Raw genomic sequence first — 26,137 nt, 5'->3', positions numbered from 1 at the left:
GTCTCCGTGTACTCGAGGGAATGGGTCAAGGAACGGACGGCAGGTCGATGCCGTCCAGGTCGGCTCTGATCTGGAGTGCGAGGTACTTGTTGTAGATCCGGGCGAAGGTGAGATTTCCGCCGCTGAACCAGAACCCGTCGTGGCCGGAACGTCGCCACACCGACCGGATCTCGCCCTCGTCGTCGAGGCCCCAGACCGGTCCGCACCGGTCGGCGACCGCGTCGCCCAGGACGCGACGGGCAGTGTCGAGAATGCCCCGGAATCCGGTGGCGAACACGACGGTGTCGGCGGGCAGGACGGTGCCGTCCGACATCACGACTCCCTCGGGGACGAACCGTTCGACGGTCTTCCCGGCGACCAGCCCGATCGACCCGTCCGCGACGAGCCGCGAAGCGCCGACGTCGATGTAGTAGCCGCCGTTGCGGGTGAGGAAGAGGTTCATCGCTCCGGTCCCGCCGTCGCCCAGGCTGTGGCGGAATCCCCGGGCGCTCAGGGCATCGAGCAGGTCGCGATCGATGTCGGCCATCGCCGCGACCGCGGAACGCAGCCCGTCGACGAATCCCTCGTCCCGTCGCGCGAACGACGCGCCGATGAGGTCGGCGATCTCGGTGGGCGCGGTGTCCTCGCCGTAGGCCGGCTTCAGCATGACGTCGACCACGGTGGTGCCGCCGACCACGTACGTCGGACCCCGCTGGACGAGGGTCACGTTCGCGCCGGTGTTGTACAGGTCCTGCGCGATGTCGTGGCCGCTGTTGCCGGTGCCGATGACGACGACGTTCCGGCCGCTCCGGCGTGGGTCCGTCGTGTACCGGCCGGAATGCAGCAGCTCGCCCGCGAATTCTTCGCCCCCCGGAATGTCCGGGACGAGCGGCTCGGTTCCGCTCAGGCCGGTGGCCAGGACCACGTGGCGCGGATGCAGGACGCGCCGTTCGCCGCCGCGGTCGAGGAGCACCTCCCAGCGCTCCGTCGCCGGATCGTGGGAGGCGCTCACCAGCTCTGTGCGGGTCCACACGTTCAGTTCCAGGGCCCGGGCGTAGATTTCGAGCCAGTCACCCATCTTGTCCTTCGGCGTGAACACCGGCCACGTGGCTGGGAACGGCATCATCGGCAGATGGTTCGACCACACGGGGTCGTGCAGCACCAGCGAGTCGTAGCGGTTGCGCCAGTTGTCGCCCACGCGCTCGTTGCGTTCGACGACGAGCGTGTGCACGTTCATCGCGCCCAGGTAGGCGGCGAGTCCGAGTCCGGAATGCCCGGCACCGATCACGAGGACGTCCGGATCCCGGTCGGTGCACTCGTTCGCGAGGCGGCGGTGGTCCCCCCAGTGGGTGGTGACGCGTTCCCCGGGTTCCGGCGCACCGATCGGACGGCGCTCTCCCACAGCCGGTTCGGCCCCGACGAGACTGTCGAGGGCGGTCAGCACGGCGGTCGCACGCCAGCGGTCCGTCTCGTCCGGCGTCAGGCGCGCGACGCCACGGACCTGTCCGAAGCGGACGGTGAGGCGGAAGAGCAGCTGTATCACCGGCGGACCGTCGCCGGTGGGCAGCAGAACCGGCGGAGCGGAGGAATCGAGTGCCTCGTCGCGGACCTCGAGGTCCGCCGCGCCGGTGAGCAGCGGCCGGATCGCCGATTCGCCGTGCAGGCTGCGCAGATCACCGGTGAAGGCGAGCAGATCGCGCCACCATGCGTCGGTGGCGAGAGCATCCGGGTGGTCGCCGGTACTGCCCGAGCGGAGTGCATCGGCGAAATCCGCGAGCCAGCGCTCGGCGACCTCGGCGGGGCGGGCAGGATCGAGACGCGGGGTGTCGAGTCGTGCGGTCATGGGGTCTCCCGTTCGTCCGGCCGTGTCAGCGCAGGGTGTAGCCGGCGTCGACCTTGAGTTCGGTGCCGGTGACGTACCGGGCCTCGTCGGAGGCGAGGTAGAGCACCGCGTTGGAGATGTCGATCGGTTCGATCCACGGCACGGGCAGGACGTTGGTGGTGGCGAAGACCGGTGCCGCCTGCTCCTGAGTGGGATGCTCCACGTCCGGGAGGAACAGCCGGAAGCAGGATTCGTTCAGGATCATGTCCGTGGCGACGCCGGTGGGATGCACGGTGTTGACGCGGATGCCGTGCGGCCCCAGTTCCAGTGCCAGCGTGCGCATCAGGCCGACCACGGCATGCTTGCTCGCGGTGTAGGGCGCCACGTTCGGCGTGCCCTTCAGGCCTGCGGTGGAGCTGGTGATGACGATCGATCCTCCGGTGCCCTGCTCGATCAGGTGCGGGGTGACGGCCTTGCAGGTGTGCCACACGCCCTTGAGGTTGATGTCGAGGACGTCGTCCCAGTCGCGTTCGGTGACCAGGTGCGTCTCGTCGCCGAAAAGGAAGATCCCCGCGTTGGCGGCGACGATGTCGATCCGGCCGAGTTCGGCGATGCCCTCGTCGACGACGGCCTTGACAGCGTCGAAGTTGCGGACGTCGGCCTTGCGGGCGATGATCCGGCGGTCGAGGGCCTCGACGGCGCGAACCGTCTCGGCCAGATCCTCCTCGGTGGCGCCGGGGTAGAAGCGGGTGACGCTCTCGATCTCCTCGGCGACGTCGAGAGCGACGATGTCGGCGCCCTCCTCGGCGAGGCGGATCGCGTGGCTGCGTCCCTGGCCGCGGGCCGCACCCGTGATGAACGCGACCTTACCTGCTACCCGTCCTGTCATAGCTGCTCCTTCGGGGCCGCCGACGGGCCCGATCCGCCGTCAGCGGTAGGTGTTCCAGGTGGGAGCCGACTCCGGATAGTCGGCATCGGTGTATCGGGTCTGGGGCCACCGAATCCGTTTGGTGGTACGGAAACTCGAGCCCATCGACTCGAACGGTACCGCGTACATGAACGCTACGGTGCGTCTTTCGAAAAGCCATGCGCCGTCCCGTCGCACGTATCGGTCCCGGTAGCGGAAGGCGGTCATCATCAGCGTGTCGTGGACCGCCAGTTCGGCGTGACCGGTCATGATTCCGCTTGCGTGCGAGTCGTCTTCGAGCGTGACGAGGTGGATCTCGGGGGTGTGCAGCATGGTGTGGTAGCGGTCCATGCTGGAGACGTAGAAGGGTCGGATCTGCTCGCGGCCGCGGAGTTCGGTGCCGGCGACCTCGAAGACACCGTCCTCGGTGAACATCGAGAGCACGGTGTCGATGTCGTGGTCGTCGACGGCCAGGGCGTAGCGCCCGGCCAGGTCCCGGATCTCGTCCTTGGCGACGAGGCGGCTCAGGGCAGCGGAATCGAGTTCCGCGAGGTTCGAGGCAGTCATCGGCTCTGTTCCTGTCGGAGGTACACGCCCGGGCCGGGACGGAGGGTCGACTCCGTCCCGGCCCGGGCGCCGGGCGCGGGTCACCCGCGCGGTCGCGTGTACCGATCTAGTCGTCGTACATGATGACGCCGCGGATGTTCTTGCCGTCGCGGAGATCCTTGAACGCGGTGTTGATGTCCTCGAGCTTGTAGGTCTTGGTGACCAGCTCGTCCAGCTTGAACTCGCCGCGGCGGTACATGTCGGCGATGAGCGGGATGTCCCGGCGGGCCGTGGTGGTGCCGTACAGGGTGCCCTGCAGGCGCTTGCCCGACATCGCGAAGGTGAACAGGTCGAACGGCACGTCGCGCTGGGTGACCGGCGCCGCCGAGGTGAGCACCAGGGTGCCGCCGCGACGGGTCATCTCCTGCGCGGGGTTGAGCAGGTGCCCGTAGGCGATGTCGACGGTGATGATCACGACGTCGGCGCCCTGTCCGTCGGTGAGCTGATCGACGACCTCGCGGCACTGGTCGAAGTTCTCGGTGGTGTGGGTGGCACCGAAGATCTTGGCCTGGTCGCGCTTGAACTCGACGGGATCGATCGTGACGACGTTCTTGGCGCCCTTGTGCCGGGCGCCCTGGACGGCGTTCATGCCCACGCCGCCGGTGCCGATGACGACCACGGTGTCACCGAGCTGGATGTCGGCCGCGTAGACGGACGAGCCCCAGCCGGTGGGGACGCCGCAGCCGATCAGCGCGGCCTTGTCGAGCGGGATGTCCTTGCCGATCTTCACGCACGAGTCGATGTTGACCACGACGTACGGCGAGAAGGTGCCGAGGTAGGAGAACGGGCCGACGCCCTGGCCGCGGGCGTGGATGCGGTGCGTGCCGTCGGGTGCGTAGCCCCCGAGCACGCCGGCGCCCATCTCGCACATGTTGGAACGGCCGATGGTGCACATCTTGCAGTGGCCACAGGACGGCAGGAAGGACAGGACGACGTGGTCGCCGACCTCGAAACCGGTGACGTCGGGGCCGAGTTCCTCGATCACGCCGGCGCCTTCGTGGCCGCCGATGATCGGTGCCCAGTCGAGGGGGATGTCGCCGGTGTCGACGTGGTCGTCACTGTGGCAGATGCCGGAGGCGGCGAGCTTGATCCGCACCTCCCGGCTCTTCGGCGGATCGATCTCGATTTCCTCGACGCTCCAACCGGACCGGGTTCCCGGCTCCCACAGCAGCGCTCCGATGGTCTTCATGGCTTCTCCTCGTGACGGGGTGAAGGCGCGAGCGGCGGCCGGTGCAGGGCTCCGGCACAGGCTCGACGCATGTGATCGCGATGTGTGCATGTGATCGCTATCACCATAACCATACGCATGGATATAAGCAATAGTGCGGCTGCGAAACCAATCATGGGAGCCCGCAACGACGGCGGGCCCGCGCCGAGACGGTGCTCGGTGCGGGCCCGCGGGTCCGTGGCGTCGGACGTCGCCGACGGCCGTGGTCAGCCGCCGAGTGCCTGATTCCAGGGCAGGACCTGGCTCAGGAGTTCGGGGAACTTGCGCTCGGCATAGCGGACGTATTCGTTGATGTGGTCGCGCATCCGGTCCTCGGACAGATCCGCGTCATGTGAATTCAGCGCCTCGTAGATCTGCGTGTGCGCCTTCAGCGTCGTCTCCCGCAGCGGTGCGGGATGGTCGACGCCCATCACCGTGCCGCCGGTGATCCGCAGCAGCGCGTCCGTCAGGTAGCCGAAGAGTGCGTTCCCGGTGGACCAGGCGATGACGTCGTGGAACTGCTTGTTCGTCTCCAGGAACGTGTCGATGTCCGCCGTGTCGAACGACTGCTGCATGCGGTCGACGGACTGCTTCAGCTCCTGCAGGTTCTCGTCGCTGATCCGCTCGGCGGCCAGGCGGCAGATGACGGGCTCGAGGGCGGTGCGGGCCTCCACGATGGTGCTGAGCGAGGCGTTCTGGAGCTGCATCAGCAGGATGATGGTGCTCGCCAGATGGGACGCGTCCGGATCGAGGAGGACGGGACCGCCCTTGGGGCCCGGCTTCAGGGCGATCATCCCCTGGAACTCGAGCAGTCGCAGTCCCTCCCGCAGGGTCCCGCGGCCGATCTGGTACTCCTCGAGCATCGCCTTCTCCGGGGGCAGCAGGTCCCCGGGCTGCAGGCCTTTTCGCGCCGTGTCCCGGACGATCTGCTGCGCTACCACCAGCGACGTCTTCGGGCCTCTCGACATTGCAGCCACGAAAGCCTCCTCAGCCTCTCGGCCTCCTGACTTCCGGGAAGCGGAGGCTGTCACGGCGGAGCGGGTGCTCGCCGTGTCGGCGGATCGTCCGGGCAACTTCCCCGGTCGATCCGAAATGTGCACTGTACTCATTGTGCACGCGATTGTGCACATTGATGTGCACCATTATCGGACGTGTGTCTATTCGGCGGGCGGGAACTGCGGCTTGCGCTTCTCCAGAAACGCCTGCGCCCCCTCGACCATGTCGGCGCTGCCGATCGCCTGGATGAGCATGCCGAGGCCGTTGCTGAAGGAGTCCCGGGCGGAGTTCCACCAGATGTTCGAACTGACCTTCGTGATCTCGAGATACCGCGGGCTCAGCGCCTCGAACTCGCGGCACAGCGAACGGACGGACTCCTCGAGGAGGTCGTCGTCGACCACCTCGTTGACCAGTCCCATCTCGTATGCGCGCTCCGCCGGGTAGCGCCGGCACAGCAGCGACAGTTCCTTGGCGCGCTTCTCACCGATCTGAACGCCCATCACGTTCGTGGCGCCGCTGACCGGAGCGCTACCGACGCGGGGGCCCGTCTGCCCGAAGGTCGCCGATCGGGCGGCGACGGCGAGGTCGCAGGCCACCACCAGTTCGTTGCCGCCGCCTGCCGCGGCACCGTTGACAGCCGCGACGACCGGCCGGGGGCAGGTGCGGATCGCGTCGAACAGTTCGAGCGAGGACCGGTACAGGCCGCGCAGTTCCTTGACGGTCGGCTGGCTGAGCTGGCCGAGCGATCCACCGGCGCAGAAGCTCCCACCGGATCCGGTGATGACCACCGAGCGGTATTCGGTGGCGTTGTGGAGCGCGTCGACCATGACGGCGCACATCTCGGCATCGAACGCGTTGCGGCGCTCGGGCCGGTTGAGCCGGATCCACAGGCTCGAGTCGACCGAGTCGAGAACGACGCTCGTGGTGGTTGAGGTGGGGCTGCTCATCGGAACTCCTTCGATCGAGGTTCACGGTTCGGCTCGGCTGGGTACCTGGGAGATGCCGGCTCACTCGGGGTATCTTTCCGGGCCCGACACACGAACTGTACGTTATAATCGTTAGCATTATTTTGGCTCGGCGGGAAGCGGGGAGTGTCCGATCCGGACGGCGTTCCCGAGCCGGCAGGTGCTCCGGGGAGGAGAAGGCGCGATGATCACAGGACGGGCGCCGAAAGCGGCCATGGTGGTGGCGCAGCACATCATCAGGGACGCGACCAGGCAGAACTTGGCGGCGGGTGATCTGCTGCCGTCGGAACGGGTCATGCTCGAGAAGTACGAGATCGGCCGTGGCACATTGCGGGAAGCCCTGCGATTGCTGGAATTCCAGGGGGTCATCGCGCTCAAGCCGGGACCGAGGGGCGGGCCGGTGATGCTGGACCCCGACGCGTCCCACCTCGCGAGTTCGCTCATCCTCCTCATGCAGCTCAAGGACGCCCCGTTCAGCGTCATCATCGAGGCGCGCAGCGCCCTCGAGCCGATGATCAGCCGGCTGGCCGCCCAGCGCATCAGCGGCGAGACGCTCGTCGAGCTCAAGGAAACCATCGAACGGATGCACGGATCGCTCGGCGATCAGTACGAGTTCCTCGAGGCGAACAAGAGCTTCCACGACTTGATCGCCTGGTCCTCGGGCAATCCGTTGTTCGGGTACATGGTCGATTCCCTGCTCGGCATCATGGACGGCACGGCGATCGGCATCGACTACCCGCCGCACCGGCGCGAGGCGATCATCGTCGCGCACACCCGGATCTACGAGTCGCTCTCCCAGGGCGACGAGATCGGCTCCGAGGAGCGCATGCGCGAGCACATCGACGCCTACCGGAGGTATGCCCAGCGTAAGTACCCCGACCTGCTCGAACAGGTCATCCAGTGGGACCGCGCACTGGGCTGACGCCCACCGCAGGCGCTGGGCTGACGCGCACCGGTCCGCAGACGCAGGAAGGGGCCCCGGATTCGAATCCGGGGCCCCTTCCTGCGTCGTGTACCGGCCGATCGAAAGGCGTCGTCACTCGGTGACGACGGAGATCGCACGCTCGGGGCAGGACGCGGCGGCCTCGCGTGCGGCGTGCTCGTTGGCCGGGTCGTCGCCCCCGGGCAGGACGTACGCGTGGCCGTCCTCCTCGCGCAGCGCGAATACCTGCGGGGAGGTCATGAAGCACAGCCCGTGGCCCTGGCAGTGGTTCTCGTCGACAACAACCTTCATCGGTCGCTCCTTCCGTCATCCGGATATCGAGGATGCCAGCTCGTTGAACATTTGATTTGATGGCCGGGCTGGCGGTGTGATCTACACTACTATATCATCTGTTATAACCATTAGCAGGAGATGCCCGATCCGACGCAGGAGGGTCCACGCGATGGACAGCCGCAATCGTTGCCCCGTCATCAACTTCGACCACAACTCGCAGGAACACTCTGCCGATCCGGTCGCCTCGTACCGCAAGGTTCGCCAGAACGAGCGAGTCGCCTGGACGGAGGCGCACGGCGGGTACTGGGTGCTCAGCGACTACGACTCGGTCTTCGAGGCCGCCCGCGACGACGAGACGTTCTCGTCGGCACGTAACGAATATGGGGGAGAAGGCCTTTCGGTCGTCATCCCGAAGACTCCGATGCACTTCCACATCCCCATCGAGCTCGATCCCCCGGAGTTCCGCAAGTACCGCAAGATCGTCAACCCGATCACCGCCCCCGCGGCCGTCGAGCGGATGAAGGCCCTCGTCGACCGCCACACCGCCGGGTTCATCGACAGCGTGATCGAGGACGGGCAATGCGACCTCACCTCGGTCATCGCGGTTCCGTCCATCGTGACGGTGGACTGGCTCGGCCTCGACCTGGCCGACTGGAAGCGCTACTCCCATGCGCACCATCAGGCACTCGCCGGCATTCCGGGAAGCGACGACTACCGCCATGCGATGGAAGTCGACTTCCCCTACCTGGGTGACCGCATGCGCGAGACCATCCGGGCGCGACGCGAGAACCCCACCGACGACATCATCAGCTACCTCGTGCAACAGGAGGTCGACGGCCGTCCGCTAAACGACTTCGAGATGTACTCGATCGTCGATCTGCTGCTCGCCGGCGGCGTCGGAACCACCGCGTCCCTGGTGAGCCAGGCCCTCGTGTGGCTCGCAGAGCACCCGGCCGTGCGGCAGCGGTTGATCGACGACCCGAGCCTGATGGACCACGCCGTCGAGGAGTTCCTGCGGTACTTCTCGCCCACCCAGGCGCTCGCCCGGACCGTCACCAAGGACACCGACTTCCAGGGCTGCCCCATGAAGAAGGGCGACCGGGTGCTGCTGTCGTGGTCGTCGGCCAACCGCGACGAGAAGCTCTTCGAGAACCCGGACGAGATCGACATCGAACGGTGGCCGAACCGGCACACCGCCTTCGGTATCGGCGTACACCGTTGCGCCGGATCACATCTCGGTCGCTACATGTCCAAGACGCTCATCAGTCAGATCCTCGAGCGGATGCCCGACTACGAGGTGGACTTCTCCGCCCTCGAGCGGTACCCGCACCAGGGCACCAACATGGGCTGGCAGCGGATCCCGGCCACCTACACGCCGGGTCCGCGGGTGCTGTCGGACTACACCCTGTACTGAGGGGTGCCGAGCGCGTCCACCGCACCATCCGATCCATCGACAGGACAGGGGAACGCCGTGTTCAACGGCCGAAGAATCGTCGTCGTCGGCGGCGGCCTCGCGGGGCTCCGCACGTGTGAGGCGCTGCGCGCCGAAGGTTTCGACGGGGAGCTCGAGCTGCTCTGCGCCGAATCCACCCCGCCGTACGACCGGCCGCCGCTGAGCAAGTCCGTACTCCTCGAGCCGCAGGACACCACGTTCGACGTCGACTACGCGGCGCTCGGGGTCGAGCTGCGCCTCGGTGCCCGGGCCCGGTCGCTCGACACCGCCGCCCGCGTAGTGCACACCGACGCCGGCGATCACTCCTACGATGCGCTCGTCGTCGCGACCGGGGCGGCCCCGGTCACCCTGCCCGGCGCGGGCCGGCAGCTCGTGCTCCGCACCGCCGCGGACGCCGAGCGTCTTCGCACCGAGCTGCGCCCGGGATCCCGCGTCGTTCTCGTCGGTGCCGGCTGGATCAACGCCGAGATCGCCACGACTGCACTGGCTCTGGGCTGCTCGGTGACCTGCGTGGAGGCCGGGCCCCGGCCGCTCGCGGGACCGCTGGGCGCGCAGGTGGCCGAGCGCCTGCACGCGTGGTGGGACGGCGTCGACCTGCGCTGCGGCACCGGCGTCGGCGAGATCACGCCCGGCGGGCTGACACTGGACGACGGCACCGCACTCCCGGCGGACGTCGTCGTCACCGGTATCGGAGTGCGGCCCGACGTGGGCTGGCTGACCGGCTCGGGACTCGAGATCGATCGCGGGGTCGTCGTCGACGAGTCGTTGCGTACCTCCGACCCGTCGGTGTTCGCCGTCGGCGACGTCGCGATGCGCTGGTCGCCCCGGTTCGGGACACGACTCGGCGGTGAGCACTGGGACGAGGCGCGCACCGGACCGGCGACGGTCGCCGGTGCACTCCTGCGGCCGCAGTCGCCGCCCGTCTTCGACCCGATCCCGTACTTCTGGAGCGACCAGTTCGGGCACAAGATCCAATTCGTCGGATACAGAAGCGAATCCGACGATATGGTGGTCCGCGAGGGCGCGGACGGCAAGTGGGGTGCGGCCTGGTTCGATGCCACCGGGCAGCTCACCGCGCACCTGAGCGTCGATTCCCCCCGCCACATGGTGCAAGCCCGCATGGCGATCGATCGCCGTGCCGTCGTGGATCCGGACGCGATCCGGGATCTGTCGGCGCCCCTGCAGGCGCCGGCGCCGGCAGTGAAGTAGTACTCCCATCCCATCCAGCGAGTCGCCGTGGCGAGAGTCCGCGGTCGAGTGGAGGAACACAGCATGACCACAGCCACTCCCATCCAGTTGAAGAGCTACGACAAGCTGTTCATCGGCGGATCGTGGGTCGAGCCGTCCAGCGACGCGTTGATCGAGGTGATCTCCCCGATCAACGGTGAGGTCATCGCGACCGTGCCCGAGGCACGCGAGGCCGACATGGACCGCGCCGTCGCGGCGGCACGCAAGGCGTTCGACGAAGGCCCCTGGCCGCGGATGACGCCCGCCGAGCGCGCGGAGATCCTCGTGCGTGTCGGAAACGAGGTGAAGAAGCGGATCCCGGAGATGGCCGAGGCCTTCACTCTCGAACTGGGCGCTCCCGCAGCGGTGTCCACGCTGTTCCACCAGAACGCCGTCGACATGTGGGACGACGCGGCCACCTTCCACGAGCGTTTCGCGTTCGAGGAGGAGCGCACCTGGAAGGGCGGGCACGGCAAGGTCGTGCGGGAGCCCATCGGGGTCGTCGCGGTCGTGGTCCCGTGGAACGGTCCGGTCGCGACCGGCTCGCTGAAGATCTCGCCTGCGCTCGCCGCGGGCTGCACGGTGGTGCTCAAGCCGGCCCCGGAGGGGCCCGTCACCATGATGATGCTGGCCGAGGCGCTCGACGCCGCGGGCCTGCCCGAAGGCGTCGTCAGCGTCGTCCCGGCAGGACGGGAGGTGGGTGACTACCTCGTCAGCCACCCGGACGTCGACAAGATCAGTTTCACCGGCAGCACCGCGGCCGGTCGTGTGGTCATGAGCCGGGCCGCAGAGCGGATCAAGCGGGTCACCCTCGAACTCGGCGGCAAGTCGGCCGCGATCATCGCCGACGACATCGACCTCGACACCTTCCTGCCCGGCATGGTGTTCGGTGGCATCGGCCATTCGGGGCAGGTCTGCGCCGCCCTCACCCGCATCATCGTCCCGCGCGAGCGCCAGGAGGAGGTCGTCGAGGCGATCAAGGCGGTGATGGAGAGCGTGAAGGTCGGTGACCCGCGGGACGAGGACACGGTCCTCGGCCCCCTCGCCGCCGAACGTCAGCAGACGCGGGTGCTCGACTACATCGAGCTCGGGAAGAAGGAAGGCGCGCGGCTGGTGACCGGCGGCGGCAAGCCGGCGCACCTCGACCGCGGCTGGTACGTCGAACCGACCCTGTTCGCGGACGTCTCCAACGACATGCGGATCGCGCAGGAGGAGATCTTCGGACCGGTGCTGGTGGTGATCCCGTTCGATTCGATCGACGAGGCCGTCGCCATCGCCAACGACTCGGACTACGGGCTGTCCGGCTCCGTCTACGCGAAGGACGAGGAGCTGGCCCAGAGCATCGCCCGACGGGTGCGCACCGGCCAGATCTCCGTCAACGGCTACGCGATGTGCGTCGTGCAGCCCTTCGGCGGCTACAAGCAGTCCGGTCTCGGCCGTGAGGGCGGAATCGAAGGGTTCGATGCGTTCTTCGAGACCAAGCTGATCCAGCTTCCCTGATCCACAACGGATACCGGGGTGCGCCCGAAAGGAGGGCGCACCCCGCTATCCGGCACCGACGAAAGCGGAGGACCCGACATGACTGCGGTATCACCCGAACTCGCTCGCCGCGCGGAAGACCTGATGTACGCGTACGCGTCCGCCGTGGACGGGGGCGACCTCGACGCACTGCGCGCGCTGATCACCGACGACGTCTCGATCATCCAGAACGGCAAGGAGGATGTGGGGCCGGAGGAGTTCCTCGGGGTCTACCGCGCCTTCGCCGAATCCGGCGCGGAGTTCTCCCGCCACGCGATCACCAACGTCCGCGTGACCGGCGAGGGCGACGGCCGGGTGCGGGTCGACGCGTACTTCGAGGCGACGGTGGCCGGCCCCGAGGGCACGCAGCGGCTGTACGGGCGCTACGCCGACACGTTCGCCGAGCGCGACGGCGCGCTGCTCATCGAGCGCAAGGACATCACGGTGGACCGCGTGCTGGAACAGCCCGCATCTGCGGCGGCGTACGCGCCATACTGATCGAACGGGAAAGGGGCGGCGATTCGACGAATCGCCGCCCCTTTCCCGTGTCCAGTGGGCCGTCCTACGGGCGACCGCCGTGGGTGGCACCGACGCGGGTGGCCAGCAGGCTCGCATCGCGCGTGTGGCGACGGGCGGCTTCGGAGGAGTTCGGCGCCGCGCAGGCGTAGAGGGTGTCGCCTTCCGGGCCGCCGAGCATGCACGCGAACACCCCGGTCGGGAACACGACCTCGGCGGTGATCGCGCCACCTTCCTCGACGCGGATGACCCGGCGGTTGAGAGCGTCGGCGACCCACACCGCGCCGTCGCTGTCGAGGCAGATGCCGTCCGGCGCGACCGCCGCGGCGCTCATCGCGGCCTTGACCGACTCGGTGGGCAGGTCCGGCCCGAACGCGGCCCAGGTGCGCTGCCCGTCGAGCCGGCCGTCGGCGCCGATGTCGAAGGCGGTCAGCTTGTTGCCCATGCTCTCCGCGACGACCAGCGTGCCGGCGGGGGTGATCACCATGCCGTTGGGGAAGCGGAGGTCGGAGGCCTCGACGGTGAAGGATCCGTCCGGCGCGACCCGGATCAGGTTGGCCGGCGCGATCGGGGTGTCGCGCTTGAACTCGAAGCCGAAGCTGCCCACGTAGGCGGTGCCGTCCTCGGCGACCACCATGTCGTTGAGCTTGCCGGTCGCGACCGAGGAGAGATCGGCGTGGACGACGATCTCGCCGTCGTGCTCGCGGCGCATGATCCGCCCGGACTCCATCGCGGTGATGAGCAGGCGTCCGTCGGGCAGCCAGCCGAGACCGGACGGCTCGTCGCCGGGAAGGGTGGCCTCGACGGTGACCGCACCGTCGGCGCCGATCGAGATCACCTCGTGCCGATAGAGATCCGAGACCCACACGCGTCCGTCGTGCCAGCGCGGGCACTCGAGGAAGGCACGGTCGGAGACGACGGTGTCGATGGGGCTCTGCAGCGCGGTGTCCTGGTTTCCGGCAGTCATGGTCGGTGGCCTTCCGTAGTAGATGCGGGGAGACAGCAGATGCGGGGAGACGCCCCCGGACTCTCTCTTCCAAGCTAGACCAATCATGCGCATAGATAAAGGGCCGTGCGCGACCTATTGCAAATAATCATGCGTATGGTTATGGTGATGCGCATCACTCGCTGGGCGCCGACTCTGCGCATCGATCGGGAGTTGTCGACGTCTGTCGAAACCCATGCTGCACACGAAGGAGATGCCATGGCCCTCGATTCCGCCACCACCGCGTTCCTCGCCCAGATGGCCGAGGCGGGCGGTCCTCCGCTGCACGAGATGAGCCCGCAGGAAGCGCGCACGCTGAGCGACGGCTTCATCGAGTTGGTCGGCGCCGGACCGGAGATGGCCCGGGTCGACGACATCACCGTCCCCGGTGCCGACGGACACGAGGTGCCGGTTCGCGTGCTGGTCCCGGTCGACGACGCCCGCGGCGTGATCGTCTACCTGCACGGTGGTGGCTGGGTGGTCGGCAGCTTGGACGGCTACGACACGCTGGGCCGGCAGCTCGCCGAACGCACCGGTTGCGCTGTCGCCCTCGTCGACTACCGCCTGGCCCCCGAGCATCTGTTCCCCGCCGCTGCCGACGACGCCTGGACCGCGTTGCAGTGGCTCGCGGTGAACCGGAGCGCCTATGCGGCCGCGGACGCCCCGCTGATCGTGGGTGGTGACAGCGCCGGCGGCAACCTCGCAGCGGTCGTCGCGCAGCGCGCCGTCCGGGAGAACGGGCCCGAACTCGCCCTGCAGTTCCTCGCCTACCCCGTCATCGACTGCGACTTCGACACACCCAGCTACCTCGATCCCGCGAACGAGCTCATGCTCACCCGCGACGCGATGGTGTGGTTCTGGGACCTGTACGTGCCCGAGGCGAAGGACCGCACCCGATGGGAAGTCGCCCCGATCAACGCCGAATCGCTCGCCGGTGTCGCGCCGGCCGCGGTGCTGATCGCCGAGCACGACGTGTTGCACGACGAGGGCCGTAAGTACGCCGAGGCGCTCCGCTCCGCGAGGATCCCCGTGCGCGAGAAGGTGTTCACCGGACAGATGCACGGCTTCTTCCAGTTCGTGAACATCCTGCCGGGCGCCAAGGACGGCATGGACTACGTCGTCGAAGCGGTCGAGGACGCGCTCGCCGGCGCGGACATCGCCCGATGACACCGGAGGCCGACATGGGATTCGAGAAGACTGCGGAGGAATTCGACGCGATCGTGGTGGGTGCCGGCTTCTCCGGCATCTACATGGTGCATCGGCTGCGGGAGATGGGGCTGACGGTCCGCGCCTTCGAAGCGGCCGAGGGCGTGGGTGGCACCTGGTTCTGGAACCGGTACCCCGGGGCCCGATGCGACTGCATCAGCATGGAATACGCCTACACGTTCTCGCCCGAACTCATCGACGAGTGGGAGTGGACCGAGCGCTACCCGGCACAGCCGGAGATCCTGCGCTACCTGAACTTCGCCGCCGACCGGCTGGATGTGAAGAAGCACTTCCGGTTCCGGACCCGGGTCGACTCGGCTCGGTTCGACGACCACACCGACCGGTGGACGGTCACCACCGACTCCGGAGACGTCGCCGTCGCCAAGTACTTCGTCACCGCGGTCGGCTGTCTGTCCACGTCGCAGACGCCGGACTTCCCAGGCCTGGCGAACTTCCGCGGTGCGACGTACCACACGGCCGACTGGCCCAGCGAGGGCGTCGACTTCACCGGCAAACGGGTCGGGGTGATCGGCACCGGTTCGTCCGGCGTCCAGGTGATCCCGCTCGTCGCCGAGCAGGCCGAGAAGCTGACCGTATTCCAGCGGACGCCCGCGTTCAGCCTCGACTGCGGCAACCGTCCCCTCACCGAGGACGAGAAGCGCGAGTTCAAGGAGAACATCGAGACCTTCAAGGCCACCTCGAAGACCACCCCTTCGGGCCAGTACACCGACACCCTCGCGGTCAGCGCGCTCGATCACTCCCCGGAGGAGCGGTGGGCGACCTACGAGGAGCGATGGAACCGGCACCGGGCGATCGATCTCATCGCCGCCTACCCCGACCTGTTCACCAATCGGGAGGCCAACGAGACCATCGCGGAGTTCTTCCGCAGCAAGATCCGTGCGGTGGTGCAGGACCCCGAGCTCGCCGAACGCCTGTCGCCGCGGACACACCCGCTCGGCGCCAAGCGGATCACGCTGGACACCAATTACTTCCAGACATACAACAGGGACAACGTCGAGCTCGTGTCGCTGCGCGAGGCGCCGCTCGAGGAATTCACGGACAAGGGCATCCGGGCCGGGGGTGTGGAGCACGAGCTCGACGCGGTGGTCCTCGCCACGGGATTCGACGCGATCACCGGTCCGCTGCTGAAGATGGACATCTCCGGCGTGGGCGGGCAGACGCTGCAGGAGAAGTGGCAGGACGGCCCCGTCACGTACCTCGGAATCGCCGTCGACGGGTTCCCGAACATGTTCATGCTCACCGGCCCCGGCAGTCCGAACGTGCTCACCAACGTGGTGTGTGCGATCGAGCAGCACGTGGAGTGGACCGCCGACTGCATCGAACGACTCGAGGAGCGCGGCGCCCGCCGGTTCGAGGCGCTCGAGCCGTACACGCACGACTGGACCGACCTGAACAACGAGCTGGCGAAGGGCACGCTCTACCCCGAGGGCAACTCGTGGTACACGGGCGCCAACGTGCCGGGCAAGCCGCAGGTGATCATGTCCTACGTCGGTGGGCTCAACACCTACCGCGAGATCTGCGACGACGTCGCAGCCGACGGCTACCGCGGTTTCGCCATCAAGTAAGGGGAAACGGCAACGGCAGGACGCGCATTCGCGGCTGCAGGCCGCGGCGCGTCCTGCCGCCGTTTCCGAGGTTCCGACGACGAGGAGTTCGTGGTGTCGCAGGGTCTGAAGTTGGGGTACAAGGCGTCGGCGGAGCAGTTCGGGCCGCGGGAGCTGGTGGAGCTGGCGGTGCTCGCCGAGGAGCGGGGGATGGATTCGGCGACGGTGTCGGATCATTTCCAGCCGTGGCGGCACAACGGGGGGCATGCGCCGTTCTCGTTGGCGTGGATGACCGCGGTGGGCGAGCGCACGTCGCGGTTGCAGCTGGGCACGAGTGTGCTCACCCCGACGTTCCGGTACAACCCGGCGGTGATAGCGCAGGCGTTCGCGACGATGGGGTGTCTGTATCCGGGGCGGGTCATGCTCGGGGTCGGCACGGGGGAGGCCTTGAACGAGATCGCCACCGGCTACGAGGGACAGTGGCCGGAGTTCAAGGAGCGGTTCGCGCGGCTGCGCGAGTCGGTGCGGTTGATGCGGGCGTTGTGGACGGGGGAGCGGGTCGATTTCGAGGGGGAGTTCTACACCACGAAGGGGGCGTCGATCTACGACGTGCCCGCCGGCGGGATCCCGGTGTACATCGCTGCGGGCGGTCCGGTGGTGGCGCGGTACGCGGGCCGGGCGGGGGACGGGTTCATCTGCACGTCGGGCAAGGGGATGGAGCTGTACACCGAGAAGTTGTTGCCGGCGGTGGCGGAGGGCGCGGGCAAGGCCGAGCGGGACGCCGGCGGGATCGACAAGATGATCGAGATCAAGATCTCCTACGACACCGATCCGGAGAAGGCGTTGGAGAACTGCCGGTTCTGGGCGCCGTTGTCGCTGTCGGCGGAGCAGAAGCACTCGATCGACGATCCGGTGGAGATGGAGGCGGCGGCGGATGCGTTGCCGATCGAGCAGGTGGCCAAGCGGTGGATCGTGGCGTCGGATCCGGACGAGGCGGTCGAGCAGGTCGCCGCGTATGTGAAGGCCGGGCTGAATCATCTGGTGTTCCATGCGCCGGGGCACGATCAGCGACGGTTCCTGGAGTTGTTCGAGCGTGATCTGGCGCCGCGCCTGCGTGCGCTGGCCTGACACGGCTGACGCCCCCGGTGCGTCCTTTGGGCGGTCAGGGCAGCCCGAAAGACACACCGGCGGCTGAGCCGCCTTACGAAGGGAGAACCTATGCCCGCGCCCAAGCTGTTGATGCTGCCCCCGGCGATCACGGAGTCCTGGGACTGGCAGCTGCAGGCCGCCTGCCGGGACGCCGACGCCGCGACGTTCTTCCATCCGGAGAACGAGCGTGGGGAGGCGCGCACCGACCGCGTCCGCGCCGCGAAGCGAATCTGTCAGTCCTGTCCCGTGCTGACCCAGTGCCTCCGGCACGCACTCGAGGCCGGCGAGCGGCACGGCATCTGGGGTGGGATGTCGGAAGAGGAACGTCGCATCCTGCTGCGCAGGGCGAGCAGGTCACCCCATAGCCTGGAGCCATGGCAGATGGCCGTCGCTCCGAGATCCGCACTGGTGTCCGCGACTCCTGGGCAGTCGGTCTCGGCCTGATCCCGCTCGGCCTCGCATTCGGGGTCGTGCTCACACAGGCGGGCTTCGACTGGTGGTGGGCGCCGCTCTTCTCGACGGTGATCTATGCGGGTTCGATGGAGTTCCTCGCCGTCGGCCTGATCGGTGCGGTGACTCCGGTGGCATCGATCGCGGCAGCGACTCTGCTGGTGAACTTCCGCCACGTGTTCTACGGACTGTCCTTTCCACTGGAGAAGATCCGTAGCCGGCTCGGGCGGGCGTACGGCGTCTACGCCCTCACCGACGAGACCTATGCCATCGTCGCCACCAAGCGCCGCGACGGGCTGACCGGCGCGCGGATGCTTGCGGTCGCGGCGACGTGCCAGTTGCTGTGGGTCGCATCCGGGACCGCGGGCGCCCTGCTCGGAGCGGCGCTGCCCGCGGGATTGTCGGGCCTCGAGTTCGCCCTCACGGCGTTGTTCGCCGTGCTCGCGCTCGACGCATTTCGTCTCGGGCGCGATCTGCCGGCGTCGGCCGCCGCACTGGTGTGCGGCCTCGTCGGGATGACCGTGTCGAAGGACGGCATGTTGGTGATCTCGCTGGGCCTGTTCGTCGCGTATCTGCTGTTGCGGTTCGTCTACCGCAACAAGGTGGCCCGTGCCTGAGTCGGTACCGGGCGCCGGCTACGTCGTCGGTGCCCTGATCGCGATGTTCGTCGTCACCGTGGGTCTGCGGGCGGTCCCGTTCGCCGCGCTCGCCCGGCTGCGGGAGTCGGACGTGGTGGGCTACCTCGGCGGCGCGATGCCGGCCGGGGTGATGGTCATCCTGGTGATGTACACCCTGCGCGACGTCGGGCCGGCGACGTGGTTACCGGCGGTGCTGGGTCTCGCCGGGACCGTCGCGGTGCACCTGTGGCGGCGGAGTGCGGCGTTGAGCACCGTCGCCGGAACCGCGATCTACGTCCTGGCCGGGGCGTTCTGGAGCTGAGCGGGGCGAGCGCCGGCCGGTGCCGGCACCGTGCCGGGACGGCGGGACCGTGCCGCGACGACCGCCGCGACGAGTACCGCGAGACCGGTGACGCACTGCGCGTTGCCGAGGGTCTGCTGGATGGCCGACTCGACCCAGCCGTGCGTGGAGGTGTCCTCGAGCAGGTAGTTGGGTCCGACGAGGAAGACCAGCGCGGCCGGCAGCAGCACGGGCCACCACGAGCGGTACCGCGGAGCCAGTGCGACCGCGACGAGCAGCACGCTGTAGGCCCAGTGATGCGTGACCGCGATGGGCGCCGCCAGCAGGGTCGCGAGCGCGATCACACCGAGCGCGACGACGTGCTCGCCCGATCGGGTGAAGCGGTGGGCGGCCCACAGCGCCCCGAGGACGACGAGTGCGACGCCCGCGAGCCAGACTGCGGTGTAGGCGTGACCCTCGAGGCCCAGCCGGGCAAGCAGCCCGCTGAGCGCCTGATTACGGAAGAAGTCTTGATTCCCGGCCCGGTCGGTGGCCCAGGCCTCGGTGGTCCAGAAGTACACGGAGGACTCCGGGCGGAGCCAGTACGCGAAGCCCGCCACGGCGAGGAACGCGCCGAAGGCACGCGCCGCCGACGGCATGTCCCGGCGGAGCAGGAACAGCACACCGAACGCGGCCGGGGTCACCTTGATCGCGGCGGCGAGGGCGATTCCGACGCCGCGGAACCGCTGCGGGATCACGCCGAGGACGTCGGCGACGACGAGGGCCATGAGGAGGATGTTGATCTGCCCGAACAGGAAGTTGGAGTGGATCGGTTCGAGCCAGAGCGCCACGCCCAGACCGGCGGTCGCGACCAGGTTCGCGCGACGGACGTCCATGTGCTCGAGCGAGACCTTCAGCACCCACCACACCAGGCCGATCAGCCCTGCGGTCCACAGCACCTGCATCAACGTCGCGTTCAGCAGGGGCAGCGGGGCGAAGAGGAACGCCGCGAACGGCGGATAGATGAAGCGGAACCCCGAACTGGTGTGGAAGCCCTCGGTGTAGAGGGGGGTGTGGTGCAGGAACGCCCACCCCGCGTCGCGGAAGACGGACAGGTCCATCAGGTATCCGGTGACAGCGTTCTCGAGGTGGATGCCTGCGACCACGGCCGACACGAGCAGCCCTGCCCCCACGAGCAGCGAGTACCCGGGCCGGGCGCGAACTTCGGACAGCAGCACGGACGATCACCTCCGCTTGTCGGGACAGGAACTCTCGGATACGTTACACAATCGTTGCCTTCGGGGCCGGATACGCGGGTTGCCCGGCCTCCCAGCACGTTTCCGGTCGCTTTGTCCTGTTCGGGTGGTTCCGGCGTGTGGCGTGCGTCATGGCGTCGCGATGAAATCACCGTTTCTACTCCGTGGCGTAGACACGGGCAGAAACTCCTGTCGTGGGGCGCTGCGATACTGGCCGCATGTCGCGCCGCGTGCCGGAGGAGCTTCTGCCGCACCTGCGCCGGGCCCGTGATCTCGCGGACCGGGAGTACGCGCAGCCTCTCGACCTCGCCGGGCTCGCCGCCGCCGCGGGGGTCTCGAAGTACCACTTCCTGCGCTGTTTCACCGCCGTGTACGGCAAGACGCCCGGGGTCCACCTCACCGAACGCCGCATCGAGCGGGCGCAGGATCTGCTGCGCGCGACGAACCTGAGCGTGACGGAGGTCTGTCACCTCGTCGGGTACAGCAGCCTCGGGTCGTTCAGCACCAGGTTCCGTCAGCTGGTCGGTGTCACCCCCAGTGAGTATCAGGCCGCGTTCGCCGAGTCCGGGGCGCCTCGCATCCCGGGCTGCTGGGTGTTCATGCACGGTCTGAGCGACCTCCGCTGAACTCCGCAATTTCGGAGAAGCTTGCACCGTGCCCGTCGCTCTACCGTCGAGACGTGCCACATCACCGATCCGGAGGACACGCCATGATCACGAACATTTCCCTGGTGACCCTCTATGTCACCGATCAGGACGCGGCGAAGAAGTTCTACCTCGACACGCTGGGGTTCGTGGAGACCGCCGACGTGACGATGGGTGAGGGCTTCCGCTGGGTGACCGTCGCGCACCCGGACCACCCGGAACTCGAGGTGACGCTGATGGTGCCCGGCCCACCCCTGAACCCGGACATGGCCGAGGCGATTCGTCGCGCGCTCGCCGACGGCACCATGGGCGGCTTCGGGCTCCGCACCGCGGACTGCCACAAAACGTACGAGGAGCTCACGGCCAAGGGGGTCGAGTTCACCCAGCCGCCGTCCGAGCGGCCCTACGGTGTCGAGGCCGTGTTCCGGGACAACTCGGGCAACTGGCTCGTGCTGGTGGAGCCCCGTGAGTACACGCCCGGGGACTTTCGTTGATTCGGAATTCTTCGGGATTCTCGCAATGCCCCGAGACAGAGATATAAAGACGCATATCCGCGTGCGGCGCCGTCGCGCCGCCGTGGCGGTACCCTCCTGTGCGGCGCCGGTCCGGCCGGCGACGTGACGCACGGGAGGGGAACCCATGAGACGGCAGGCGCCGGCGATCGCGCTGCTCGTCGCGGTGCTGGCGGCGACGCCGGCCCGCGCCGACGAGCCCGCGACGGACGGGGTGCCGGGGAGCGGCCCGTGTGCGAGCGACACGTGGCAGCACGAGTCGGTGATCCCGAAGGACCTCGACATCCCGGTGCCCTATCCGGTGATCACCACCGTGCCGTACCCGGCGCCGGAACCGGACCCGGTGCGGATCGATCCACCGCCGCTGCCGGTCGATCCGTGCACGGATCCGTGCCCGGACCTGACCGACGAGCCGGTTGATCCGGATCCGGTCTTCCCGCGGATCGCCTTGAAGCCCAGTCCCTTCCACCTCGGCATCCCGGTGCCCGGGGAGGGCGCCGCGCCGCCGCCACCTCCGGCGCCCGAGGCCCCGCCGATCGAGCCCGCCGCGCAGATCCCCGCGCCCCCGACGCCGCGGGTCGTCGAGGTCACCACGGTGGCGAAGCAGACCGGTGCCGGGTCCGTCAATCGGACGGACAAGCGCTGGCAGGTGTACGGCACCGATCTCGGCCTCATGTGGGAGTCGGAGCCCGGCCGGATCGCCGTCGCGTTCGGTGACACCGTCGGCAAGGGCTTCCATCCGCCGGGCGGGCAGGGCGGGGACTGGCGCAGCAACGTGCTGGCCTTCTCCACCGACCGCGACCTGACGGATGGGATGAGCTTCGATTCGATGATCCAGGACTCGCGGTGCCACGCCGCGGAGATCCTCGGCAGCCGCAAGCTCGACAACGTCGAGATCACCACGATCCCGACGTCGGGATTCGCGATCGGCGGCCGCCAGTACCTGACGTACATGTCCATCCGGACGTGGAACAGCATCCCCGGCACGTGGTGGACCAACCACGGCGGCATCGCATACTCGGACGACGGTGGTTCCACCTGGGTCAAGGATCCGCATGCGAAGTGGGACAACATTTTCGGGATCACCAACTTCCAGGTGGCCGCGGCGGTGCCGGCGCACGGCTACGTGTACCTGTTCGGCACCCCGAACACCCGGCTCGGCTCGGTGGCACTGGCCCGGGTGCCCGAGGACCGGGTGCTCGAGCCCGGCGCCTACCAGTACTGGCGCGACGGGACCTGGACGCCGGTCGGCGGATACACCGCGGCGACGCCCGTCGTGCACGGTCCCGCCGGAGAGTTGTCCGTGCGCTACGACGCCGCCGCGGACCGCTGGCAGATGGCGTACCTCGACACCGCCGAGGCCGCGATCGTCGTGCGCGAGGCCGCGTCACCCCAGGGGATGTGGTCGGAGAGCGCACGCCTGGTCGGGGTGGAGCAGCACCTCGAGCTGTACGGCGGATTCATGCATCCGTGGTCGACGGACGAGGACTTGTACTTCATGCTCTCGACGTGGTCGGACTACAACACCTTCCTGCTGCGAGCGAGGCTCGAGCGTTGAGCCCCGCGCACCTGCCCCGGACCGAATGTCACATCGGGTCGATTCGATCGAACCCATGTGACATTCGGCCACGAGGTTCGCGGGTGGTGGCCTCCTCCAACGTGGCGAGGATCAAGTGCACGTCACTGGGTAGACCGCCCGGAAGTGGTCCCGGCCATGCCTGCTCGACGTCGCGCACGGACGCGGAGAGACGGTCGAAGAGTTTCCTGCCCCGCACACTCAGATAGACCCGGGTCTTCCGGCGATCGTGGGCGTCGGCCTCGCGGTACACCGCCGCGACGGAGACCAGGCGGTCGACGACCCGGGTGAGTGTCGGCGCCGGGGTGTGGGTCCGATCGCGCAGTTCGGCCATGGTCAGTCCCGGCCGGACCGCGAGTGCCTCGAGCACGAGGAAGTGGTCCATGTTGAGTTCGTCGGAGGAGAGGACCGCCTCGATCGACTGCGTGGCGAGGCGTGCGGCGAGGACGAGCGCGGTCGTCGCAGATGCTTCCCTCGATGTGGCAACACCTTTGTCCGACATGACAGCCCCCGAGCTATTGCACAGTCCACGTCTCACCAATAATACTTCCAAGTGAAATGATAGCCGACGTGCGGGTCGTGACCCGCGGTGCCGTGGGGGCACCGACGTGAGCGCGTTGCTCGATCGTGCACGCGCGTCGCAGTGGCGTGTGGCCATGGTGGTACCGCTGCAGGGGCCGGCCGGTCTGTTCGGCCCGTCCTGCGAAGCGGTGAGCGAGTTGGCGGCGCGCGACCTGAATTCGGCGGGTGGCGTCCTCGGTCGCGAGGTCTGTGTCCAGATCGTCGACGGGGGTGGCGACCCTCGGCAGATCGCCGCCGAGATTCGTCGTCTGGTGGCCACCCGTTCGATCGATGCGGTCAGCGGTTGGCACATCTCGTCCGTGCGTCATGCCATCGCCCCGGTGGTGACCGGCCGCGTTCCGTACGCCTACACCTCCCTCTACGAGGGCGGCGAGAGTCGTAGTGGCGTCTACTGCTGCGGTGAGACCCCCGCGCAGCAGATCGGGCCTGCGTTGAAATGGTTGCGGGAGAACGTGGGGACGCGTCGGTGGTTCGTCGTCGGGGACGACTACGTGTGGCCCCGCGGTTCCCTCGGTGCGATACGCATGTACGCGCACGAGTTCGACCTGCAGATCGTCGGCGAGTCGTTCGTCGACCTCGGGCGCGCCGACATGAGACATGTCGTGGACGCGGTCGCGGCTTCCCGGTGCGACGGAGTGGTGATGCTCCTGGTCGGCCAGGATGCTGTCGAGTTCAACCGGGCCTTCGCGCGGCGAGGGCTCGCCGATCGGGTCGTCCGATTCAGCCCACTCATGGAGGAGAACATGCTGCTTGCGAGTGGGCCGGCGGCGACGGAGAACCTCTACGTCGCCGCCTCCTACTTCCGGTCCTTGGCCGGCGCCGACGCGATGGATCTGCTCACCGGGTACGTGGCGATGCACGGGCCGCACGCGCCCGCGCTGAACAATGCCGCCGAGTCCTGCTACGAAGGCATGAACACGTTGGCCGGTCTCGTGGCCCGCGCCGGAACGGCGGATACGGCCGCTCTCGACGACGTGGTGGACGGGGCGGCGTTCGACGGACCTCGAGGCACGGTCGAGTTCCGAAACGGAGTGGCTCGGCAGCGGATTCACCTGTCCATTGCGGACGGCGTCGACTTCGAGGTTCTGACGGCGCTCTGACGGACACCCGTTGACATGTGTGGCGCCGGCCACTACTTTCATTCGAAACAGTTTCATTTGGAAGCAATGAGAGGTCTCCGGTGGGCAATGTCGGTTTGCTGTACGTGGGAGCGGTCCTCCTCGTCAACGGGTTGATGCTTCTCTCCGTCGTACCTGCCAGGTCGGCCGCAGTGTTGAACCTGTTCGTCGGCGCGCTGCAGTGCGTCATCCCTACCGCCCTGCTGATCCAGGCCCAGGGGGACGCGGCGGACGTTCTGGCCGCATCCGGCCTGTATCTGTTCGGGTTCACCTACCTGTACGTGGGAATCGTGAACCTGGCCGGACTCGAGCCGCAGGGTATCGGATGGTTCTCCGGCTTCGTCGCGGTTGCCGCCCTCGTCTACTCGGCGGTGTCGTTCACCGTTGTCGGCGACCCCGTATTCGGGGTCATCTGGCTCTCGTGGGCGTTCCTGTGGGCGTTGTTCTTCCTCGTTCTCGCGCTCGGGTTCGACGGACTCACCCGATTCACGGGTTGGGTCGCGATCCTCCTCAGCCAGCCGACATGTACCGTCCCGGCGTTCCTCGCCTTGACCGGTAGCCTCCACACCACCGCGTTCGCCGCGGCCGGTTGGGGGTCGGTCCTCGCCGTCCTCGTGGGAATCGCCGCTGTGCTCGGCTTCCCCGCATCGTCTCGTCTCGACGAAAAGCCTTCCCCCCAATACGGTCCCGTCCACAACTGAACTCGGCGAACTCGCCGGGCGAACTCGAAGAAGGAGCACGATATGCGACACGGAGACATCTCCTCCAGCAGCGACACGGTCGGCGTGGCGGTGGTCAACTACAAGATGCCGCGCCTGCACGACAAGGCCGGGGTACTCGACAACGCACGACGCATCGCCGACATGATGATCGGGATGAAGTCGGGTCTGCCCGGACTCGACCTGGTGGTGTTCCCCGAGTACTCGACGCAGGGCATCATGTACGACGAGCAGGAGATGTACGCGACTGCAGCGACCATCCCCGGCGACGAAACGGCCATCTTCTCGGCGGCGTGCCGGGAGGCCGACACGTGGGGTGTCTTCTCGATCACCGGTGAGCAGCACGAAGACCACCCGGCCAAGCCGCCGTACAACACCCTGATCCTGGTGAACAACCGGGGCGAAATCGTCCAGAAGTACCGAAAGATCCTGCCCTGGTGCCCCATCGAGGGCTGGTATCCGGGCGACACGACTCACGTCACCGAGGGCCCGAAGGGACTGAAGATCTCCCTGATCATCTGCGACGACGGCAACTACCCGGAGATCTGGCGTGACTGCGCGATGAAGGGCGCCGAACTGATCGTGCGTTGCCAGGGCTACATGTACCCCGCGAAAGACCAGCAGGTGCTGATGTCGAAGGCAATGGCGTGGGCGAACAACTGCTACGTCGCCGTCGCGAACGCCGCCGGATTCGACGGTGTCTACTCCTACTTCGGGCACTCGGCGATCATCGGATTCGACGGACGCACCCTCGGTGAGACCGGGGAAGAGGAGTACGGCATCCAATATGCCCAACTGTCGGTCTCGGCCATCCGCGACGCTCGCGAGAACGACCAGTCGCAGAACCACCTCTTCAAGCTGTTGCACCGCGGCTACTCGGGTGTCCACGCCGCCGGCGACGGAGACAAGGGGGTCGCGGACTGCCCGTTCGAGTTCTACAAGCTGTGGGTGACCGATGCGCGGAAGGCTCAGGAACGTGTCGAGGCCATCACGAGAGATACGGTGGGAGTGGCCGACTGCCGAGTCGGCTCGCTCCCCGTCGAAGAGACCGCCGAGGCGTAGCCGC

The 26,137-nt window shown here is 67.9% G+C and carries 27 protein-coding genes; 17 read left to right on the top strand and 10 right to left on the bottom strand.

Annotated features, from left to right (window positions below; translation table 11 throughout):
- Positions 1–25: 25 nt before the first annotated feature.
- From AC2IPW_RS23285 to AC2IPW_RS23260, 6 genes are all read right to left on the bottom strand, one after another.
- Positions 26–1,822: a flavin-containing monooxygenase gene (locus AC2IPW_RS23285; RefSeq protein ID WP_486375801.1), complete on the bottom strand. Its 1,797-nt coding sequence runs from the start codon at positions 1,820–1,822 to the stop codon at positions 26–28.
- 25 nt (positions 1,823–1,847) lie between these two features.
- On the bottom strand, positions 1,848–2,690 hold the full coding sequence (locus AC2IPW_RS23280) for a mycofactocin-coupled SDR family oxidoreductase (protein WP_003938428.1): 843 nt from the start codon (positions 2,688–2,690) through the stop codon (positions 1,848–1,850).
- 39 nt (positions 2,691–2,729) lie between these two features.
- A complete protein-coding gene (locus tag AC2IPW_RS23275; protein WP_486375800.1) occupies positions 2,730–3,275 on the bottom strand; it encodes an SgcJ/EcaC family oxidoreductase in 546 nt (181 codons plus the stop codon).
- Positions 3,276–3,381: 106 nt separating this feature from the next.
- Entirely contained in the window at positions 3,382–4,503 is a 1,122-nt protein-coding gene (locus AC2IPW_RS23270; protein WP_289379816.1) for an NDMA-dependent alcohol dehydrogenase, read from the bottom strand.
- 245 nt (positions 4,504–4,748) lie between these two features.
- On the bottom strand, positions 4,749–5,489 hold the full coding sequence (locus AC2IPW_RS23265) for a FadR/GntR family transcriptional regulator (RefSeq protein WP_003938425.1): 741 nt from the start codon (positions 5,487–5,489) through the stop codon (positions 4,749–4,751).
- A gap of 189 nt (positions 5,490–5,678) precedes the next feature.
- The gene (locus AC2IPW_RS23260) at positions 5,679–6,464 is read right to left on the bottom strand and encodes an enoyl-CoA hydratase/isomerase family protein (protein ID WP_003938424.1); all 786 of its coding nucleotides are present in this window, start codon (positions 6,462–6,464) and stop codon (positions 5,679–5,681) included.
- Between the two features lie 202 nt (positions 6,465–6,666).
- On the opposite strand from AC2IPW_RS23260, the gene AC2IPW_RS23255 reads away from it, so the two are divergent.
- A complete protein-coding gene (locus AC2IPW_RS23255) occupies positions 6,667–7,404 on the top strand; it encodes a FadR/GntR family transcriptional regulator (RefSeq protein ID WP_238586427.1) in 738 nt (245 codons plus the stop codon).
- A 114-nt stretch (positions 7,405–7,518) separates the two neighbouring features.
- Here the strand turns inward: AC2IPW_RS23255 and AC2IPW_RS23250 are convergent, their stop codons facing one another.
- Positions 7,519–7,716, bottom strand: coding sequence for a ferredoxin (locus AC2IPW_RS23250; protein ID WP_003938422.1), 198 nt, complete (start codon positions 7,714–7,716; stop codon positions 7,519–7,521).
- Between the two features lie 151 nt (positions 7,717–7,867).
- Between AC2IPW_RS23250 and AC2IPW_RS23245 the strand changes: the two genes are divergently transcribed.
- The 4 genes from AC2IPW_RS23245 to AC2IPW_RS23230 all read left to right on the top strand — a co-directional run bounded on the left by AC2IPW_RS23245 (position 7,868) and on the right by AC2IPW_RS23230 (position 12,394).
- Entirely contained in the window at positions 7,868–9,112 is a 1,245-nt protein-coding gene (locus tag AC2IPW_RS23245) for a cytochrome P450 (RefSeq protein ID WP_054374580.1), read from the top strand.
- 57 nt (positions 9,113–9,169) lie between these two features.
- Entirely contained in the window at positions 9,170–10,360 is a 1,191-nt protein-coding gene (locus AC2IPW_RS23240) for an NAD(P)/FAD-dependent oxidoreductase (protein WP_486375799.1), read from the top strand.
- Between the two features lie 63 nt (positions 10,361–10,423).
- Positions 10,424–11,878, top strand: coding sequence for an aldehyde dehydrogenase (locus AC2IPW_RS23235; protein ID WP_486375798.1), 1,455 nt, complete (start codon positions 10,424–10,426; stop codon positions 11,876–11,878).
- A 78-nt stretch (positions 11,879–11,956) separates the two neighbouring features.
- Complete coding sequence (locus AC2IPW_RS23230) at positions 11,957–12,394, top strand: nuclear transport factor 2 family protein (protein ID WP_054374578.1); 438 nt, start codon at positions 11,957–11,959, stop codon at positions 12,392–12,394.
- Positions 12,395–12,458: 64 nt separating this feature from the next.
- Here AC2IPW_RS23230 and AC2IPW_RS23225 read toward each other — a convergent pair whose 3' ends face one another.
- Complete coding sequence (locus AC2IPW_RS23225) at positions 12,459–13,379, bottom strand: SMP-30/gluconolactonase/LRE family protein (RefSeq protein WP_268965698.1); 921 nt, start codon at positions 13,377–13,379, stop codon at positions 12,459–12,461.
- Positions 13,380–13,616: 237 nt separating this feature from the next.
- On the opposite strand from AC2IPW_RS23225, the gene AC2IPW_RS23220 reads away from it, so the two are divergent.
- From AC2IPW_RS23220 to AC2IPW_RS23195, 6 genes are all read left to right on the top strand, one after another.
- Positions 13,617–14,564 carry an alpha/beta hydrolase gene (locus AC2IPW_RS23220; RefSeq protein WP_486375797.1) on the top strand — a complete coding sequence of 316 codons (948 nt, stop codon included), beginning with the start codon at positions 13,617–13,619 and terminating at the stop codon, positions 14,562–14,564.
- Positions 14,565–14,578: 14 nt separating this feature from the next.
- Positions 14,579–16,189 (top strand): flavin-containing monooxygenase, encoded by a 1,611-nt coding sequence (locus AC2IPW_RS23215; RefSeq protein ID WP_289379806.1) that lies wholly within the window; start codon positions 14,579–14,581, stop codon positions 16,187–16,189.
- A 93-nt stretch (positions 16,190–16,282) separates the two neighbouring features.
- A complete protein-coding gene (gene fgd, locus AC2IPW_RS23210) occupies positions 16,283–17,296 on the top strand; it encodes a glucose-6-phosphate dehydrogenase (coenzyme-F420) (protein ID WP_486375796.1) in 1,014 nt (337 codons plus the stop codon).
- Positions 17,297–17,386: 90 nt separating this feature from the next.
- Positions 17,387–17,761 carry a WhiB family transcriptional regulator gene (locus AC2IPW_RS23205; RefSeq protein ID WP_003934553.1) on the top strand — a complete coding sequence of 125 codons (375 nt, stop codon included), beginning with the start codon at positions 17,387–17,389 and terminating at the stop codon, positions 17,759–17,761.
- The gene (locus tag AC2IPW_RS23200; RefSeq protein WP_054373196.1) at positions 17,692–18,384 is read left to right on the top strand and encodes an AzlC family ABC transporter permease; all 693 of its coding nucleotides are present in this window, start codon (positions 17,692–17,694) and stop codon (positions 18,382–18,384) included. The genes AC2IPW_RS23205 and AC2IPW_RS23200 overlap by 70 nt, the downstream gene beginning before the upstream one ends.
- A complete protein-coding gene (locus AC2IPW_RS23195; RefSeq protein ID WP_003934551.1) occupies positions 18,377–18,706 on the top strand; it encodes a branched-chain amino acid transporter permease in 330 nt (109 codons plus the stop codon). The genes AC2IPW_RS23200 and AC2IPW_RS23195 overlap by 8 nt, the downstream gene beginning before the upstream one ends.
- Here AC2IPW_RS23195 and AC2IPW_RS23190 read toward each other — a convergent pair.
- A complete protein-coding gene (locus AC2IPW_RS23190; protein ID WP_289382440.1) occupies positions 18,676–19,902 on the bottom strand; it encodes a glycosyltransferase 87 family protein in 1,227 nt (408 codons plus the stop codon). The genes AC2IPW_RS23195 and AC2IPW_RS23190 overlap by 31 nt on opposite strands.
- A 236-nt stretch (positions 19,903–20,138) precedes the next feature.
- Here AC2IPW_RS23190 and AC2IPW_RS23185 point away from each other — a divergent pair, with 236 nt between their 5' ends.
- The 3 genes from AC2IPW_RS23185 to AC2IPW_RS23175 all read left to right on the top strand — a co-directional run bounded on the left by AC2IPW_RS23185 (position 20,139) and on the right by AC2IPW_RS23175 (position 22,634).
- Positions 20,139–20,546 carry a helix-turn-helix transcriptional regulator gene (locus AC2IPW_RS23185; RefSeq protein ID WP_486375795.1) on the top strand — a complete coding sequence of 136 codons (408 nt, stop codon included), beginning with the start codon at positions 20,139–20,141 and terminating at the stop codon, positions 20,544–20,546.
- An 83-nt stretch (positions 20,547–20,629) separates the two neighbouring features.
- Positions 20,630–21,058, top strand: a complete 429-nt coding sequence (locus tag AC2IPW_RS23180) for a VOC family protein (RefSeq protein WP_054373199.1) — start codon at positions 20,630–20,632, stop codon at positions 21,056–21,058.
- A gap of 145 nt (positions 21,059–21,203) precedes the next feature.
- Entirely contained in the window at positions 21,204–22,634 is a 1,431-nt protein-coding gene (locus tag AC2IPW_RS23175) for a glycoside hydrolase family 183 protein (protein WP_486375794.1), read from the top strand.
- Between the two features lie 28 nt (positions 22,635–22,662).
- Here the strand turns inward: AC2IPW_RS23175 and AC2IPW_RS23170 are convergent, their stop codons facing one another.
- Entirely contained in the window at positions 22,663–23,154 is a 492-nt protein-coding gene (locus AC2IPW_RS23170) for a MarR family winged helix-turn-helix transcriptional regulator (protein ID WP_486375793.1), read from the bottom strand.
- A 154-nt stretch (positions 23,155–23,308) separates the two neighbouring features.
- Here AC2IPW_RS23170 and AC2IPW_RS23165 point away from each other — a divergent pair, with 154 nt between their 5' ends.
- The 3 genes from AC2IPW_RS23165 to AC2IPW_RS23155 all read left to right on the top strand — a co-directional run bounded on the left by AC2IPW_RS23165 (position 23,309) and on the right by AC2IPW_RS23155 (position 26,133).
- Positions 23,309–24,334 (top strand): substrate-binding domain-containing protein, encoded by a 1,026-nt coding sequence (locus tag AC2IPW_RS23165; RefSeq protein ID WP_486377057.1) that lies wholly within the window; start codon positions 23,309–23,311, stop codon positions 24,332–24,334.
- 80 nt (positions 24,335–24,414) lie between these two features.
- Positions 24,415–25,053, top strand: coding sequence for an AmiS/UreI family transporter (locus tag AC2IPW_RS23160; protein WP_289382386.1), 639 nt, complete (start codon positions 24,415–24,417; stop codon positions 25,051–25,053).
- A 42-nt stretch (positions 25,054–25,095) separates the two neighbouring features.
- Positions 25,096–26,133 carry an aliphatic amidase gene (locus AC2IPW_RS23155; RefSeq protein ID WP_003934543.1) on the top strand — a complete coding sequence of 346 codons (1,038 nt, stop codon included), beginning with the start codon at positions 25,096–25,098 and terminating at the stop codon, positions 26,131–26,133.
- Positions 26,134–26,137 lie beyond the last annotated feature (4 nt).

Source organism: Rhodococcus sp. NS-SX18 (genome assembly GCF_057367935.1).
The sequence above is the reverse complement of the archived record's forward strand: the minus strand, read 5'-3'. Positions and strand labels throughout refer to the sequence as shown.

What these genes read in the sequence shown, in the direction of transcription:
- AC2IPW_RS23165 (WP_486377057.1), top strand. Translation starts at nt 23,309, where the DNA reads ATGGTGGTACCGCTGCAGGGGCCGGCCGGTCTGTTCGGCCCGTCCTGC.
- AC2IPW_RS23270 (WP_289379816.1), bottom strand. Translation starts at nt 4,503, where the DNA reads ATGAAGACCATCGGAGCGCTGCTGTGGGAGCCGGGAACCCGGTCCGGT.
- AC2IPW_RS23170 (WP_486375793.1), bottom strand. Translation starts at nt 23,154, where the DNA reads ATGTCGGACAAAGGTGTTGCCACATCGAGGGAAGCATCTGCGACGACC.
- AC2IPW_RS23155 (WP_003934543.1), top strand. Translation starts at nt 25,096, where the DNA reads ATGCGACACGGAGACATCTCCTCCAGCAGCGACACGGTCGGCGTGGCG.
- AC2IPW_RS23225 (WP_268965698.1), bottom strand. Translation starts at nt 13,379, where the DNA reads ATGACTGCCGGAAACCAGGACACCGCGCTGCAGAGCCCCATCGACACC.
- AC2IPW_RS23255 (WP_238586427.1), top strand. Translation starts at nt 6,667, where the DNA reads ATGATCACAGGACGGGCGCCGAAAGCGGCCATGGTGGTGGCGCAGCAC.
- AC2IPW_RS23245 (WP_054374580.1), top strand. Translation starts at nt 7,868, where the DNA reads ATGGACAGCCGCAATCGTTGCCCCGTCATCAACTTCGACCACAACTCG.
- AC2IPW_RS23180 (WP_054373199.1), top strand. Translation starts at nt 20,630, where the DNA reads ATGATCACGAACATTTCCCTGGTGACCCTCTATGTCACCGATCAGGAC.
- AC2IPW_RS23275 (WP_486375800.1), bottom strand. Translation starts at nt 3,275, where the DNA reads ATGACTGCCTCGAACCTCGCGGAACTCGATTCCGCTGCCCTGAGCCGC.
- AC2IPW_RS23265 (WP_003938425.1), bottom strand. Translation starts at nt 5,489, where the DNA reads ATGTCGAGAGGCCCGAAGACGTCGCTGGTGGTAGCGCAGCAGATCGTC.
- AC2IPW_RS23250 (WP_003938422.1), bottom strand. Translation starts at nt 7,716, where the DNA reads ATGAAGGTTGTTGTCGACGAGAACCACTGCCAGGGCCACGGGCTGTGC.
- AC2IPW_RS23285 (WP_486375801.1), bottom strand. Translation starts at nt 1,822, where the DNA reads ATGACCGCACGACTCGACACCCCGCGTCTCGATCCTGCCCGCCCCGCC.
- AC2IPW_RS23215 (WP_289379806.1), top strand. Translation starts at nt 14,579, where the DNA reads ATGGGATTCGAGAAGACTGCGGAGGAATTCGACGCGATCGTGGTGGGT.
- AC2IPW_RS23220 (WP_486375797.1), top strand. Translation starts at nt 13,617, where the DNA reads ATGGCCCTCGATTCCGCCACCACCGCGTTCCTCGCCCAGATGGCCGAG.
- AC2IPW_RS23205 (WP_003934553.1), top strand. Translation starts at nt 17,387, where the DNA reads ATGCCCGCGCCCAAGCTGTTGATGCTGCCCCCGGCGATCACGGAGTCC.
- AC2IPW_RS23260 (WP_003938424.1), bottom strand. Translation starts at nt 6,464, where the DNA reads ATGAGCAGCCCCACCTCAACCACCACGAGCGTCGTTCTCGACTCGGTC.
- AC2IPW_RS23185 (WP_486375795.1), top strand. Translation starts at nt 20,139, where the DNA reads ATGTCGCGCCGCGTGCCGGAGGAGCTTCTGCCGCACCTGCGCCGGGCC.
- AC2IPW_RS23230 (WP_054374578.1), top strand. Translation starts at nt 11,957, where the DNA reads ATGACTGCGGTATCACCCGAACTCGCTCGCCGCGCGGAAGACCTGATG.
- AC2IPW_RS23175 (WP_486375794.1), top strand. Translation starts at nt 21,204, where the DNA reads ATGAGACGGCAGGCGCCGGCGATCGCGCTGCTCGTCGCGGTGCTGGCG.
- AC2IPW_RS23235 (WP_486375798.1), top strand. Translation starts at nt 10,424, where the DNA reads ATGACCACAGCCACTCCCATCCAGTTGAAGAGCTACGACAAGCTGTTC.
- AC2IPW_RS23200 (WP_054373196.1), top strand. Translation starts at nt 17,692, where the DNA reads ATGGCAGATGGCCGTCGCTCCGAGATCCGCACTGGTGTCCGCGACTCC.
- AC2IPW_RS23280 (WP_003938428.1), bottom strand. Translation starts at nt 2,690, where the DNA reads ATGACAGGACGGGTAGCAGGTAAGGTCGCGTTCATCACGGGTGCGGCC.